Genomic DNA, 14,442 nt, shown 5'->3' on the forward strand with positions numbered 1-14,442 from the left:
TTTCAGGGGTGAATTTATCAGCAAATCCACCCCGATATTTAGTCTACAAAAACAGGGTATGTGATACATGGAAAAAGGTTCCTAGTGCTTTGGCTTGATTTTTACTAATACTTCTTTTGCCATTTATCACTTCTGAAGTAATACCTTTGGAACCAAAAACATCCACTATGTCTTTTTGTTTGAGTCCTCTGGCTAACATTAACTCCTGCAATATATCTAGGGGCGTTGCGGCTTTAAGTTGATAGTGTTTATCTTCATACTGCTCAATTAGTGTTACTAGCAGTTGTAAAACTTCAACTTGTTCTGGCGTCAGGTTTTCACCTAAATCCATGAGTTTATCGACTTCGTTTAGTAGACGCTTATGCTCTGTTTCCGTGTCGATAATTCTTGGTAAAGTTTCCGCAAGTAGCTTAGAATATTCTTCTTTATTTAGTGTGCTAGTCATATAAAACCCCCTAGGGGTATAATCCTCTCAAGTTCTCTAGAGACACGGTGTTACCGTATCTCTAGATAGTTATGTTCACCAAGCTAGTCCTATCAAACTATGGAAGCAACAAAAACTCATAAGTTTCTTCATTTCTTCCACTTTCCTTCATCATAGTCACTATGAGTTAATACAGATTCAATCTTAATCGTCTTTGCTATATATGTAATTTTGGCAATTAATCGATACTTGTTTCCTCCTATATTAAAGACTGTGTATCCTTCTACAAAATCTGCATGAGGGTATACTTCCCTTACATCTATAATATGTTTCCACTCTGCCTTTTCAGCAATCTGATGCCATACATCAAGAGGAACCTCAGCATCAGGATGAACTTGACCAAATTCAGATAGGTATTCGATACCAATAATTTTCATAATTTATTCCAAATAGAATTTTAACCATTTGTTTTTTCCCATCTATTGTGATTATTCCATATAATATTCTCATAATGAGAACTAACCGTCAAGCCTCTGTAAAGTAATTTTTGAAAATCCATGTCAAATTAAGCGATCTGCTGAACTCAGCAGCGCTTCTATAGGCACATTTGATCTCGTTCCCAGTCTCCGACTGGGAATGCAATCAGTGCGGCTCTGCCGCTTATACGGAAGGCGGAGCCTTGAAGCAGGCATTCCCAGCCTTTAGGCTGGGAACGAGATTTTAAAAGGGTTTTCGTTTAAGTTGATACTCATGCATTTTGCCTGCCCCCGAACAGGCGAGACGCCTGTTCTACGGAATATTTGGGGTATTTTTTTGGAAGTCCCTAAACCAAGACTTGGGACTTTTCCGCCTCAAGCTGTACTGCTGCTTCCGCTTTCAGAAACTCAGCAACTTGAGCCTCAATTTGCTCGCGGACAATTTGGCGATACTCCACGAAATGCTCAATTTGGGCACAAACGGCTAAATAGCTACTCACCCCACCTGGATTATGCCGATACATATTCCACAGATTGCTCCAGAATTGCCAACGGGTATCACGTACCACACCCTGACGCCAGCAGATGACCAACAATGCCCGGAGTACCGTCAAGTTCAATGGTTTCTTAGCACCTTTGCCCTTTTTGGGATAGGTTGCTTCGCCCAAAAGGCGGTAGTGACGGTATGCGCGGTCTAAAAACCGTGATGGTTCATACAAATCCCAAAACGCCTGCACATATTCCTGGGCGATATCTTCTAATGGTCTTGTAGGGACAAAGTTCATCAACGTAGTTTGGTTGATGTTGGCAGATTTGCTGCGGAGTCGTCCTTCCTTAACCAATCGATGCCAGAGGGCTGTGTCAGGAAGCGCTTGCAACATACTAAATAAGGCAGTGGGAATTGCAGTTTGCTCAACAAACTTCACAATTCGTGCCCCAGCACCTTGCTTTTCGCCATCAAAGCCAATGATGAAACCTGCCATAACTCGCAATCCTGAGCGGGTAATTTTCAGCACCGCTTCACTGAGGGAATCTCTGGTATTTTGGAATTTTTGAGTGAAGGCGAGACTTTCTTCGTCGGGGGTTTCAATACCTAGAAAAACCGCCCCAAAATTACACGCTACCATCGAATCCATCAATTCTTGATCTTGGGCTAAATCAACTGAAGCCTCTGTCGCGAAGGAAAAGGGATATTGATGTGACACCATCCAAGGCAGAAGTTCTTTGAGAAATAATTTGACATTACGCTTATTACCGATGAAGTTATCATCGACCATAAAAATACTGCGCCGCCAACCCAGTTCGTAGAGATAATCAAGTTCTGCTAACAGTTGCGCTGGGGCTTTAGTGCGGGGTTTACGTCCGTAAAGAACAATAATGTCGCAAAATTCGCACTGGAAGGGACATCCACGGGAAAATTGTACTGACATTTCCGCATAGGCATCAAACTCCAGCAAGTCAAAGCGAGGAATCGGAGTGCTGGTAACATCTGGCTTTACACCGCCGGAGCGAAAGACACCTGTAGAATCACCGCGTGCGATCGCCTCCATAAATAATGGTAAGGTAATTTCCCCCTCATCCAAAATCAAATAATCCGCACCCACATCTGTCACTTCGTTGGGTAAGGCTGTCGGATAAGGGCCACCCACCGCAACACGCTTACCTCGACTCTTGGCTTCCCGAATTTGGTCTAGCAAATCCTCTTTTTGCACAATCATCGCCGACAAAATCACCAAATCAGCCCAAGCCCATTCTGCTTCCGTGATTTGACGAACATTTCTATCTACTAGCTTGTAGTCCCATTCTTGAGGTAAAATCGCCGCAACTGTCACCAAGCCTAAAGGTGGTAGCATCGCTTTACGGTCTAACAAAGCCAGTGTTTTTTCAAACGACCAAAAACTTTTTGGAAAGAGGGGATATATAAGTAATACGTTCATTATGATGATTCAAAGCCTAAATTTTTGTTGCTGGTTTATTTCACTCAAAGACTGAAATGGTGCAAGATTGTTTCCGCTTCTAGATCAATGCAGCTAAAGCTCTATGATTGTTTGTCTGATTATAGAATAATTGCTCAACCAATCCTACCACTGATGTCTATTTAGTTTTTTGAGATATTTTTGGGTTTGAATTTATTCAAGCTAAAGGTATAAATCATCTTCTCAACTAGGACAATGGCAACAACCTAGTGATTCTGTTGCGTCTAAACTTGGTCAAAATGTTCAACGGTGGGAAACGGATCATAAAAATGATGAAGCAGTTTTTTCCACTCTTGATACTCAGCAGAACCTCGAAATCCCACGGTATGATCTTCTAAAGTTTCCCATCTGACAAGGAATAAATATTTGCCTTTGACTTCTATACATCTATGGAGTTCATGAGATATGTATCCATTCATGGACGAAATAATGCTAGAGGCTTGTTTGAAAGCGGCTTCAAAATCTTGCTCTAATCCAGGTTTGATATGAAGTATTACTGCTTCAAGAATCATCTGTTTTGAGTAAATATTTTTTTAGAGCATTCATGAATAATTATTGCATACACGATTCTAGATTAAATATATTGCTTGAGAATATATGTTATCGCAGCAGAAAACTCTTCATTGTGTCCATTTTCGTCAGGTAGACAAAAGCGTTGCAGTAGCATTTCTCTCTCATCATCTGTAAGTTCCTCTAAACCTTCTAAGATACCTTCTATTGCTCCAATACGCATTTTTTGCAGCTTATCAATATTGAGAGCAAGCTTATTAATAGTTATGTTAGCAGCAGATTTTTTATCTATAATTTCTGTTGATAAAATCTGTCCGTCTTCTGTATATATAAAGAATTCAGCGCAGTTAATATCTAGAGGTGAAACCATGAGATTGTCATCGTACCATTCATCTTTACTGCTTCCGCAGTGCAGAGGTTCTTTAGGTTCTCTTTCTCTTTGACACGAAGCTAGTATGTTTGTGTAATCTAGTGTTAGATGAGGATAGGTTTTTCTAGGTTTTAAATGTTCAATATGGCTAGTTTTATTACTAATCAGCCTTCCACAGTAACAGCAGATATAACCTTGTTCTTGCAACAAGGAATCATGCACATCAGTTTTCTCTGGTTTGCTGAAGTTATCCCAGCTTGGACTCCAATCCTCATTTGCTAGTTTCTTCCAAGCAGTAAAGCTTTCTGGTTCCTCACGTTTTTTGATATATTTCACCGCTTCAAAATCTCTTTACGTCGAATAGATACACGCGCTTTTACTAATTCTGGCTCACTTTCTCCAATAATATCAGCAATTTGTTGAGATAATTGCCTAGCACCATCAAGATTTCCCTCTTCAATCAGTTTAAATAAATCATGTAAACTATCCTTAATTTCTAGTGGACGTTTAGGAACACCCATTAAGTCTTCTAAAATTTGATTACTATCTCTACCATAAGAACTTTCTGGACGATTAGCGACAACACCTGTATCAGTCTTTTCTAAAATATAAATTCCTTCAGGTTTTACTTCACTAATTACCTGGGGTGAATGGGTTGTTACAATAAATTGACAATTGGGGAATGTTCTTGTCAAAGCTGGAATAATTTCCCTTTGCCATTTTGGGTGTAGATGTAGTTCAATTTCATCAATTAAAACAACACCAGCACCTTGCAGCGGTTCTTCTAAACCTGGGTTAGCAATTGCTAAACGTCTGGCTAAATCTCCTACCATTGCGAGCAAGCATTTTTCACCATCAGATAATTGATTAATGATTAGTTCTTCACCTTGTTTTTGTACAGTCATTCTTAGATTAGGAGAACGACGCACACGCAAGTTAGAAAATTCGGGAATTAGTGAGGAAATAGCTTGTTTTACTGCTTCTAACTGCGGATTGTAATAGTCACGATTATCTCGCAACATTTCGTTTTCTAAATCCTCTACAGACCGAAACCATTGAAAAAATCTGTGAAAACTTATTTTTATACCATTTAATGCCTCATCATAGGCATCGATTTGTTTAAGTAGACTAATATCAATAATTCGTAAATCAATATCAATGACAGCACGGCTCACTGAATAAAAAACTCCCAATGGGATATTTAAGCTATGATTTTGTTTCGATTGATGATGTATTTTTTGAAAAAACTTTACAATTTTATTATTATAATCGCTGACTTCTTTGCTGCTAGAACTACAAAATGCTAATTTCTCTGAATCTATTGAGATTGAAATATGATTACTTGTTTCTTTATACCCATTTGTAATATCAGTCTCAGAGAAAAAGCGTTCTTTAATTTCTGGCTGTCCTGGTGTAGCTTTTTCATATTCATCAACTTTTCCCAATTTTAGAGATTTTGGTGACGAAAATATAAATGAAAATGAATTTAAATTTGAATCTAAGGTAGGATAGACAATCTCTTTTAAAATGTTTGACAAAAGAATAGCAATACAATCAAGAATACTCGATTTACCCACACCATTAATACCAACAAACACCGTTGGTTCTTTTTCATCAAAATCCAGCGTCAAATCAGCGATTCCGCGAAACGATTGCATTTTTAACTGCTTAACTCTCATAGCTGTAACCCAAATAAGTAAGTAGGCGAAAAGAAATCAAACTATCTTAAGTAAGATAACAAATGTTGAAATTAGTTCGTAATGAGGGCTTTGTCCATCAAAGTAGGGCTGAAGCCCTTACTACAAACCTTTAGATCTCCCTCAAAACTCCTCCTTCTCTCCGCGCCTTTGCGCCTCTGCGTGAGAAAAAATATTCCAAAAATCTACATATAGCGCAGCGAATACCCAAGAAAAACCCTCCGCGTACCTCTGCGCTAACCTTCGCGTACCTCTGCGTTTAAACACTCTTCAACTTAATCACACCCTGATCAAAAACGCGTTTATTAGTACCAATTCCACTCAACTCAATTCTATCTGCATACACCTCATAAGCCATAAAACTCAAATTACTAGTAGAGTGTTCCGTCCACAGAGAACGACCTACAGGACGATTACCCGCACCTGCGCCACAAATTAAGTAAGTCGTGCCATCAATAGCACGAGTACGCTCATAATTATGTTCATGACCATTGATATAAGCTTGAACGTTATATTTCTTAAACAAAGGAGTTAAGGTTTTAATAAAATCTGGATTACTCCCATATTGACCAGATGAATAAATCGGATGATGACCAAATACGATTTTCCAAGAAGCTTTACTTTGACTTAATTCTTTTTCTAACCAAGGTAACTGATTTTTCCAATCTGCATTACCATTAGTATCTAAGGCAAAAAATTGCACCGAACCCCGACGAAATGTGTAGTATCGGCGTCCATTCATATTAAATCCAGCATAACGGAGTTGTGCTTCACCGTTAGCAGTGCGAATATCGTGATTACCTAAACAAGCTTGAAATTTCACACCTTGCTTGAGCAAAGGTTTATATGGACGTTCAAAAACAGCGCCAATTTTCTCTATTTCGCCGTTATTATAAATATTATCGCCAGCTAAAACAACTAAATTGTAGGGGTTTTGCTGATGATAATAATTCATCGCTCCAGCTACAGCATACTGTCCTTTAGCCCCTGTCCCTGTATCGGCAACAGACACAAAACGCAACAACAAATCTTTTTTGTTTGGGTTAGCAGCAATGGCTGTTTCTAAAGGAAGAATACCAGCATTTTGGCTATTTTGACGAGATAATGCCCAACCAAGAAACCCTGCACTAATTGTGCTGAGGCTACCTAAAAATAAAAATTGACGGCGTTTAAACTTCATAAATCTCCAAATTCAACAATTAGCCTAAGGATTAGAAGTGGCGACACGAGTTTACGGACATACAAACAAAGTCCTCCTTGAGCGGGACTAAATACCTAAAAGTTATTGTAGGCTTTGAAAGAATGAAATAGTCCGGGTGAAAGTTCCATGTCACAAGACAATCAGAATTCACAACCACCTGCTTCCCCTGAACCGCAAGGGAATCAGCCGGTAAGTAAACCTCCCCAAAAACCCAAACAGACAGTTACGCCAATTTGGAAGGCGACAATTATTCGATTTCTCAGAGGAACAATTGGGGTTTTAGAAACAACGGTAGTTAAGCTGGAGACAGCGCCGCCAGCTAGTACGGAGAAAAAAACCAGCTTTTTACAGCGGCTAGATTCGTCCTTGAGCCGGTTTTTAAGGACAGTTCGCTTGTTTTTGCCCTCAAGTGTATCAAACAATTTGTCTGATACAACTTTGGCGGGAATTGTCGCCGTAATTGCTGTGGTGATAATTTGGACAACATCGACTGTGTTCACTGGTAAACCTGTTGAGGTAGCAACGCTTCCCCCTGTTGAGGAGGTTCCAGCACCGACACCAACGGTTACTGCAACACCGACACCTCAGCCAGTGGAGGAAGTTACGCCGCAGCCAGAAACACAAATACCACCAACACCGGAACCTACACCAACACCGGAACCTACACCAACACCGGAACCTACACCGACACCAGCGCCAATTGTAGAATTGACACCGGAAGAAAGCTTGATTGCTGCTATCGAAAGCCAATTAGGGGAAATTAGCCGCTTACAGCGCACCGGGGGTGAAGGCACTCCTGCCAGTTTGATAAAATCTATTCAAGCTAATTTCCGCAACAGCAATTTAACTATCAACATTAGTGATGACTGGTACACTCTCAAAACATCCCAGCAAGATAAACTAGCAGCGGATATATTACAACGCGCTAAAGAACTAGATTTCACTCATCTAGAAATTATCGATTCTCAAGATAAGCTGATAGCACGTAACCCGGTTGTTGGTAATAAAATGGTGATTTTTAAACGTAGCGAGTCGATGAATTTGCAAGTTAAATCATAAATCTAGGACTTATGCATTGACAAAAAACGCTAAACATGAGTGCTGGTTTTATTCATTGAAAATATCAATCCGTGCGTTAGGGAACGCACGCTACGGGTAGGATGCGTCCCCTGACGCATCAAAACACTTTAGCAGGAGAGAAAATAAGAATTGCAGAAGCCGATATTTTAGAGACTATATAGTTTTTACTTTGCTTAACATAGTTTGATTTCTTTTCGCCTACTTACTTAAGGGCAAATTTTTGTATATGCTTTAACCTGCAAATCTATCCCAGTAATTGCAGTTCCGACTACCACAGCATCAGCGCCTAAATCTAAAGCTTGACGCGCCATTTGAGGTGAAGAAATACCACCTTCACAAATTACGAAAACATCTAAATTTTCTACTATCTGTTTCAGGAGTTCCCAACCAGGGGGAGTAAGATGTTTAGTTGCCGCAGTGTATCCAAAAAGAGTTGTTCCCACAATATCTGCACCAGCATCTACAGCCACTTTTGCTGATTCAATTGTATCCACATCTGCCATTACTGGTTTACCTAATTCCTGATGAATTTGGGCAATAATATCTACCAGTTTTTCCTCACCAGGGCGGTTTCTCGTAGTTGCATCTATGGCAATAATATCTGCACCTGCAACAGATACAGCGACAGCATGGTGAAACTGGGGAGTAATGTAGACATCAGAACCGGCTATTACTTGTTTCCATAACCCAATAATTGGTACTTGCACTTTTTGGCGCACGGCTTTGATGTGATTTGGCGTATCTATTCTGACGCCAACTGCACCATTATTGACAGATGCTTTTGCCATTGCGGCAATTACTATAGGTTCATACATTGGTGAATCTACAGGTGCTTGACAAGATACAATTAGTCCTTGATTAAGGTTTTGAATTAAATTAGTCATTTGTGATTAATCTCATTGGCTGGGCGGGAATCCAGACAGTAAAAATTGAGCCAATACCTACAGTTGATTCTACTTCAATTCGACCCCGATGGAGTCCTACTAGTTGTTGAGTTAAAGCTAAACCGAGTCCTGTGCCTTCGTAGCGGCGGCGATAGGGTGTATCAAGTTGCTGAAATTTTTCAAACAACAGTGGTATTTGTTCTTCAGGTATGCCAATACCTGTGTCTTCTATTTGAAAAATGGCGGTGTCGTCTTCTATCCAAAACCTCAAGGTGACACTGCCACCTTCTGGGGTGAATTTGATGGCATTAGTTAATAGATTCCAGAGAATTCTTTCTACTCTTCTAGCATCGGCGGTAAAGCGATCGCGTTTTGGGTCAATTTGCAAATCAAGTTTGACCGTTATTTGCTGACTCCCTGCTTTATCTACTAAGGATTGTATAGTATTTTCTGCTATTTTCACCAAGGAAAATTCGGAAATATTTAAAACTGTTTTGCCAGCTTCTATTTGGGATATATCGAGGATGTTGTTAATTAACTGTAATAAATGTTCTCCACTGTCGTGGATAGTTTGCAAATAATCCCGTTGTCTGGGACTCAATTCACCCAGAGGCCAGCGTAACAATGTGGAAGACATCCCGATGACGTAAGTCAAAGGCGTGAGTAATTCATGGCTGATAGTAGCTAGAAATTCATTTCTGAGGCGGCTGGCAGCTTCGGCGGCGAGTAGGGCATCTCCTAGGGCGGTGGTGCGCTCAATCACTCGTTGTTCCAGGGTTTGTTTTTCTTGGGTGAGAGAGTGCATTAACTCTGTTTGATGAATGGCGATCGCTAATTGTTCCCCAATGGAAGTTAGCAAGTTTTTTTCGCTCTCACTCCACTCATGAGGTGCTTGACACTGATGAGCAATCAAAAGTCCCCACAGTTTATCTTCAAATATAATTGGTGCTGCCAACTTTGCCCGGACTTGCTTTTCTCTTAAAAAATTCAACAAACACTCTTCCAGGACATAAGTTTTTTCCACATCTTCTACAGCTAAGATAAAACCTTGGCGATACTTGTCCCAACATTGAGAGTTGCGCGTCAGGCAATTTTTTTCCTGATAATTCAACATTGAGGGAATAGTCTCTGTAGAAAGGGCTTCATGGACAATACAACCCCCAGACTTTTGCCAGTCTTGTTTTGGTGTTTGGGAGTTCACTGACACAGGGGGTGAGTATTGGCCGTTGAGTATTTTGTCTTGTGTCTTGACTTTAGCAGGTTCAAATTTATAAATTACTAATCTGTCTAATTCCAAAAACTCCCGCACTTGTGTAATTGCTGTTGCCATAATTACTGGCAAATCCATGCTTTTGCGGGTCTGCGTTGTCACCTGATTCAACAACCGCTCTTGGGCAATCTGTTTTTTCAGGGCATTTTCTACCGGCTGACAACTATAAATGTCAGGATTGGGGGAGATGGAAATTGCTGTCAAATCTGGGTTTAGCTGGGGGAGGAGATATTCTAATAACAACAGAGTGAATTTAGTTTGAAGAGTGGCATCATTAGGAGCAATAATTTGACGGTAGCATTCGAGGTTTTTGGAGATGTAAGAATTATCCTCAAACAAATCTCTCAAGTTCGAGACAAAAGATGCGATCGCCTCGGAATTAAATGTCAAACTAGCATTTAATGTTGAGTCAATTTGCTCCCCATCCTCCCCATTTCCCACCAACAGCGCACTAAACCGCTCAGAAACCATCAATGTAAACCGTTGTCTCTGCCAGAGCACAGGGATGCGAATTCGCGCCAGCACAGCTTCTGTCAGTACCAATGTGGTACTTCCTACTGCTTGAGCCATCTGCTGCAACAATTCCCCAAGCTGATTAAATACACTTAAAGGTAAGGTTCGAGAAAAGCTCAAATCTGGAGAACTAAGCATTTTCAAAAATCTGGTAAGAAGGGCTGAATGCTAGACTAAAAAGTCTTTCTTGATTGTTTACTAACCAACAGTTTAAGGCGGAAATACAGAATTATGCATCGAATAAGTGCTACATCTGGTGGATGGAATCAGTCATCAGGGTTAATCTTTTTAGAACAAACTCCAGCTCCTTTTGTATTCATTACGGCTGCTGATACTGACATTCAAACCCTAGCAGCTACAGTTGCTCAACTACCTGCAACATTTCCTGCCTTAAGAGTCGCCAACCTGCTGCAATTACAGCAACAAATAAGTATAGATACTTACGGCGAGCAAGTACTAGAACTCGCCCAGGTAATTATTTTGCGCCTATTAGGAGGACGTTCTTACTGGGCTTATGGTTTAGAAGTAGTGCAAGAAATTGTGCAACGTAATGGTACAACCCTCATTGTAATGCCAGGAGACGACGGTCTTGATCCCGACTTAATCTCTCACTCTACCGTGTCTTTAGGAATTGTTAACCAAGTATGCCAGTACTTTAGCCAAGGTGGGGTGGAAAACTTTGTCAATGCCCTCCAATTTATCGCCGACACTTGCCTATTAACTGCATACAATCCCCCACCACCCCAAGCTGTACCTCGTGTTGGGTTGTATGAATGGAGGCAGGAGGCAGAAGGAGTAGGGGAAATAACTTTGACTAATTACCAATATCCTAAAGTGGGCATCCTCTTTTATCGTGCCCATTATCTGGCGGGAAACACAAAGGTAATTGATGCTCTGTGCCAAGCTTTAGCAAAAAGAAATTTACAACCGGTGCCTGTGTTTGTTTCTTCATTGCGGGAACCGAATATCGGCGATGATTTGAGGGAGTTTTTCCAGCCGAAAGACTCTGAGCATATTGCCGTTTTGCTGAATACCACAAGTTTTTCTCTAGCGCGATTGGAAACAGAATCCCCCCAAATTGAATTGTGGGAAAACTTGGATGTGCCTGTGTTGCAGGTAATCCTCAGTGGCGGTTCCGTTGAGCAGTGGGAGTCTCAGTTTCAAGGGCTGACTCCCCGCGATATGGCGATGAATGTGGCTCTCCCAGAAGTTGATGGGCGAATTATTAGCCGCGCCGTGTCTTTTAAAACGTTGCAAACTCGCAATCCCGACTTAGAAACAGATGTGGTAGTTTATGAGCCTGTGAGCGATCGCATCGATTTTGTCGCCCAACTAGGGGCAAATTGGGCACGATTACGGGCTAAACCACCCCAAGAACGCCGCATATCCCTAATTTTGGCAAATTACCCCAACAGCAACGGCCGCCTCGCTAATGGCGTGGGCTTGGATACGCCAGCTAGTTGTGTCGAAATTCTCAAGGCTTTGCAGTTGGCTGGGTATTTTGTGGAAAATATCCCCGCTGACTCAGATGAGTTGATTCAACGTCTGACTGCTGGTGTTACTAATGATCCTGAAGGTAGGGACTGGCGTCCAGTTCAGCAAAGTCTTTCTCTGGCTGAGTATCAGGAGTATTTTGCTTCTTTGCCGGCAGCTGTGCAGCAAGGGATTGGTGAGCGTTGGGGGTTGGATTTAGAAACGAACCGCCGAGACGCAGAGGGCACAGAGGAGAAAGCGTCTTTTCCCATTGCGGGCATTCAACTGGGTAATGTGTTTGTGGGCATTCAGCCGGCAAGAGGCTATGATGTTGACCCTAGCTTGAATTATCATGCGCCGGATTTGCCACCAACTCATGCTTATTTAGGGTTTTATTATTGGGTTAGGGAATGTTTTGGCACTGATGCGGTGGTTCATGTGGGGAAACATGGAAATTTAGAATGGCTCCCCGGTAAGAGTGTGGCTTTATCGAGTAATTGTTATCCTGAAGTCGCTTTGGGAGCAATGCCCCACCTGTACCCGTTTATTGTCAATGATCCTGGTGAGGGTTCACAAGCCAAGCGTCGCGCCCAAGCGGTAATTATCGATCACTTAACGCCGCCGATGACTCGCGCAGAACTCTATGGTTCTTTGCAGCAGTTAGAAAATTTAATTGATGAGTATTACGAAGCTGAAAGTTTAGATCCTTCGCGTTTACCTGTAATTTGCGATCGCATCCGAGAACTGGTAATCACAGAAAATCTTTACCGGGATTTGGGAATTCATCATGAAAAAGACATTGGGGATTTAGAAGCTTTAATTTTGAATTCCATCGATGGTTATCTTTGTGAATTAAAAGAAGCTCAAATCCGTGATGGTTTACACATCTTCGGACAATGTCCCCAAGGGCGACAACTACGAGATTTAATAGTAGCGATCGCCCGCATCCCCAACCGCCACTGCATCGGCATCACCCGCGCCATCGCCCAAGATTGGGGTTGGGATTTTGACCCCCTCACAGCCGATTTGTCAATGGTCAATGGTCAATTGTCCGTTGTCAATGGCCAAGACTGTCGCACCAATGGCGATGTCGTCGAAGTCCTGGAAGAACACGCCGCCTTCTTAGTTGAACAACTCATCACCAGCCACAGCAATTTTGTACCCCAAACCACTCACAGCCCACTCAGCACAACCCTTGACTGGATAAGCGCCAAACTCCTCCCCGCACTGCAACAAACCCAAGCAGAAATTACCAACCTGTTACACGGACTCAGTGGCGGGTATGTCCCAAGTGCCCCCGCCGGCGCACCCACAAGGGGACGCCCAGAAGTCTTACCCACAGGTAGAAACTTTTATTCTGTGGATATTCGCGCCATTCCCACAGAAACCGCTTGGGATATCGGCAGAAAAGCCGCCGAAACCCTAATTGAAACTTACACCCAAGAACATGGTGAGTATCCCAAAACCCTAGGGTTATCATTATGGGGCACTGCCACTATGCGGACTGGCGGTGATGATATCGCCGAGGCATTAGCTTTACTCGGTACACAACCTATTTGGGATGGTGCAGCACGGCGAGTAGTGGATTTTGAAATTTTACCCCTGGCGATTTTGGGGCGTCCCCGTGTCGATGTCACTTTGCGAATTTCTGGATTTTTCCGGGATGCTTTTCCTAACTTGATTGATTTATTCTCTCAAGCAGTAGCAGCAGTAGCAGCCTTAGATGAACCACCAGAACAAAACCCCTTAGCCGCTACAGTTCGCCAAGAGATCGATTTGTGGACTACAGAGGGTTTAACCTTAGAAGATGCAGTGGAGCGATCGCAATACCGCGTCTTTGGTTCTCAACCCGGTGCTTACGGTGCTGGACTTCAAGGCTTAATCGCCTCGCAAAACTGGCAAGATGACCAAGACTTAGCCCAAGCCTACATCAATTGGAGTTGTTACGCCTACACTAGCGCCAACTCTCAAGCTTCAGGGCAATTAGCCGGAATTTCTGCTCCCGCTGCATTTGGGCAACGTTTGGAACAAATGCAAATTGTATTGCACAATCAAGACAACCGCGAACACGACTTACTCGATTCCGATGATTATTACCAATTTCAAGGTGGGTTAACAGCAGCAGTGCGTTCTCTCCAAGGAAAAAATCCCCAAACCTATTTTGGTGATAACTCCATTCCCGCCCAACCACGAGTTCGCCAACTCAAAGAAGAAATTGCAAGGGTGTATCGTTCTCGCGTAGTTAATCCCAAGTGGATTGCTGGGGTGATGCGTCACGGTTACAAGGGTGCATTTGAAATCGCCGCCACAGTAGATTATCTATTTGCCTACGATGCCACAGCTAACTGTGTAGAAGACCATATGTATCAGGGAATAGTGCAAACATATTTACTAGATCCAGTCGTCTCAGAATTCATTCAGCAAAAAAACCCCTGGGCGTTGCGTGATATTGCTGAAAGATTGCTCGAAGCACATCAGCGCAATTTATGGCAGGATGTAAGTATACAGACACTGGAAAACTTGCGAAACCTAGTACATCAAGCTGAAGCAGCTATCGAAGAAAAATAA

At 42.1% G+C, this 14,442-nt stretch carries 11 protein-coding genes; 2 read left to right on the top strand and 9 right to left on the bottom strand.

Annotation, left to right across the window (positions count from 1 at the left end; translation table 11 throughout):
- Positions 1–43: 43 nt before the first annotated feature.
- The 7 genes from H6G32_RS02760 to H6G32_RS02790 form a co-directional block, all read right to left on the bottom strand.
- A complete protein-coding gene (locus tag H6G32_RS02760) occupies positions 44–445 on the bottom strand; it encodes a helix-turn-helix domain-containing protein (protein ID WP_190454405.1) in 402 nt (133 codons plus the stop codon).
- 128 nt (positions 446–573) lie between these two features.
- Positions 574–861 carry a type II toxin-antitoxin system HigB family toxin gene (locus H6G32_RS02765; RefSeq protein WP_190454408.1) on the bottom strand — a complete coding sequence of 96 codons (288 nt, stop codon included), beginning with the start codon at positions 859–861 and terminating at the stop codon, positions 574–576.
- A 386-nt stretch (positions 862–1,247) separates the two neighbouring features.
- Positions 1,248–2,837 carry a B12-binding domain-containing radical SAM protein gene (locus H6G32_RS02770; RefSeq protein WP_190454410.1) on the bottom strand — a complete coding sequence of 530 codons (1,590 nt, stop codon included), beginning with the start codon at positions 2,835–2,837 and terminating at the stop codon, positions 1,248–1,250.
- Between the two features lie 263 nt (positions 2,838–3,100).
- Positions 3,101–3,388 (bottom strand): antibiotic biosynthesis monooxygenase family protein, encoded by a 288-nt coding sequence (locus tag H6G32_RS02775; protein ID WP_190454412.1) that lies wholly within the window; start codon positions 3,386–3,388, stop codon positions 3,101–3,103.
- Positions 3,389–3,450: 62 nt separating this feature from the next.
- Positions 3,451–4,092, bottom strand: a complete 642-nt coding sequence (locus H6G32_RS02780) for a retron system putative HNH endonuclease (RefSeq protein WP_190454417.1) — start codon at positions 4,090–4,092, stop codon at positions 3,451–3,453.
- Positions 4,089–5,435: an AAA family ATPase gene (locus H6G32_RS02785; RefSeq protein ID WP_190454421.1), complete on the bottom strand. Its 1,347-nt coding sequence runs from the start codon at positions 5,433–5,435 to the stop codon at positions 4,089–4,091. Before H6G32_RS02785 ends, H6G32_RS02780 begins: the two co-directional genes overlap by 4 nt.
- 277 nt (positions 5,436–5,712) lie before the next feature.
- Positions 5,713–6,633 (bottom strand): metallophosphoesterase family protein, encoded by a 921-nt coding sequence (locus H6G32_RS02790; protein WP_190454425.1) that lies wholly within the window; start codon positions 6,631–6,633, stop codon positions 5,713–5,715.
- Between the two features lie 147 nt (positions 6,634–6,780).
- On the opposite strand from H6G32_RS02790, the gene H6G32_RS02795 reads away from it, so the two are divergent.
- The gene (locus H6G32_RS02795) at positions 6,781–7,713 is read left to right on the top strand and encodes a hypothetical protein (protein ID WP_190454429.1); all 933 of its coding nucleotides are present in this window, start codon (positions 6,781–6,783) and stop codon (positions 7,711–7,713) included.
- A gap of 227 nt (positions 7,714–7,940) precedes the next feature.
- On the opposite strand, the gene H6G32_RS02800 is transcribed toward H6G32_RS02795, so the two are convergent.
- Together H6G32_RS02800 and H6G32_RS02805 are read right to left on the bottom strand one after the other, a co-directional pair.
- Positions 7,941–8,618, bottom strand: a complete 678-nt coding sequence (locus H6G32_RS02800; RefSeq protein ID WP_190454432.1) for an N-acetylmannosamine-6-phosphate 2-epimerase — start codon at positions 8,616–8,618, stop codon at positions 7,941–7,943.
- Positions 8,611–10,539 carry a GAF domain-containing sensor histidine kinase gene (locus H6G32_RS02805; protein WP_190454435.1) on the bottom strand — a complete coding sequence of 643 codons (1,929 nt, stop codon included), beginning with the start codon at positions 10,537–10,539 and terminating at the stop codon, positions 8,611–8,613. Before H6G32_RS02805 ends, H6G32_RS02800 begins: the two co-directional genes overlap by 8 nt.
- A 93-nt stretch (positions 10,540–10,632) precedes the next feature.
- On the opposite strand from H6G32_RS02805, the gene cobN reads away from it, so the two are divergent.
- Positions 10,633–14,442, top strand: a complete 3,810-nt coding sequence (gene cobN, locus H6G32_RS02810) for a cobaltochelatase subunit CobN (protein WP_190454438.1) — start codon at positions 10,633–10,635, stop codon at positions 14,440–14,442.

Source organism: Cylindrospermum sp. FACHB-282 (genome assembly GCF_014697195.1).
In the GTDB taxonomy this organism is placed as follows: Bacteria; Cyanobacteriota; Cyanobacteriia; order Cyanobacteriales; family Nostocaceae; genus Cylindrospermum.

Bases quoted from the DNA above. Each gene is read 5' to 3' on its own strand.
- H6G32_RS02760 (WP_190454405.1), bottom strand. From the start codon at position 445: ATGACTAGCACACTAAATAAAGAAGAATATTCTAAGCTACTTGCGGAA.
- H6G32_RS02765 (WP_190454408.1), bottom strand. From the start codon at position 861: ATGAAAATTATTGGTATCGAATACCTATCTGAATTTGGTCAAGTTCAT.
- H6G32_RS02770 (WP_190454410.1), bottom strand. From the start codon at position 2,837: ATGAACGTATTACTTATATATCCCCTCTTTCCAAAAAGTTTTTGGTCG.
- H6G32_RS02775 (WP_190454412.1), bottom strand. From the start codon at position 3,388: ATGATTCTTGAAGCAGTAATACTTCATATCAAACCTGGATTAGAGCAA.
- H6G32_RS02785 (WP_190454421.1), bottom strand. From the start codon at position 5,435: ATGAGAGTTAAGCAGTTAAAAATGCAATCGTTTCGCGGAATCGCTGAT.
- H6G32_RS02790 (WP_190454425.1), bottom strand. From the start codon at position 6,633: ATGAAGTTTAAACGCCGTCAATTTTTATTTTTAGGTAGCCTCAGCACA.
- H6G32_RS02795 (WP_190454429.1), top strand. From the start codon at position 6,781: ATGTCACAAGACAATCAGAATTCACAACCACCTGCTTCCCCTGAACCG.
- H6G32_RS02800 (WP_190454432.1), bottom strand. From the start codon at position 8,618: ATGACTAATTTAATTCAAAACCTTAATCAAGGACTAATTGTATCTTGT.
- H6G32_RS02805 (WP_190454435.1), bottom strand. From the start codon at position 10,539: ATGCTTAGTTCTCCAGATTTGAGCTTTTCTCGAACCTTACCTTTAAGT.
- cobN (WP_190454438.1), top strand. From the start codon at position 10,633: ATGCATCGAATAAGTGCTACATCTGGTGGATGGAATCAGTCATCAGGG.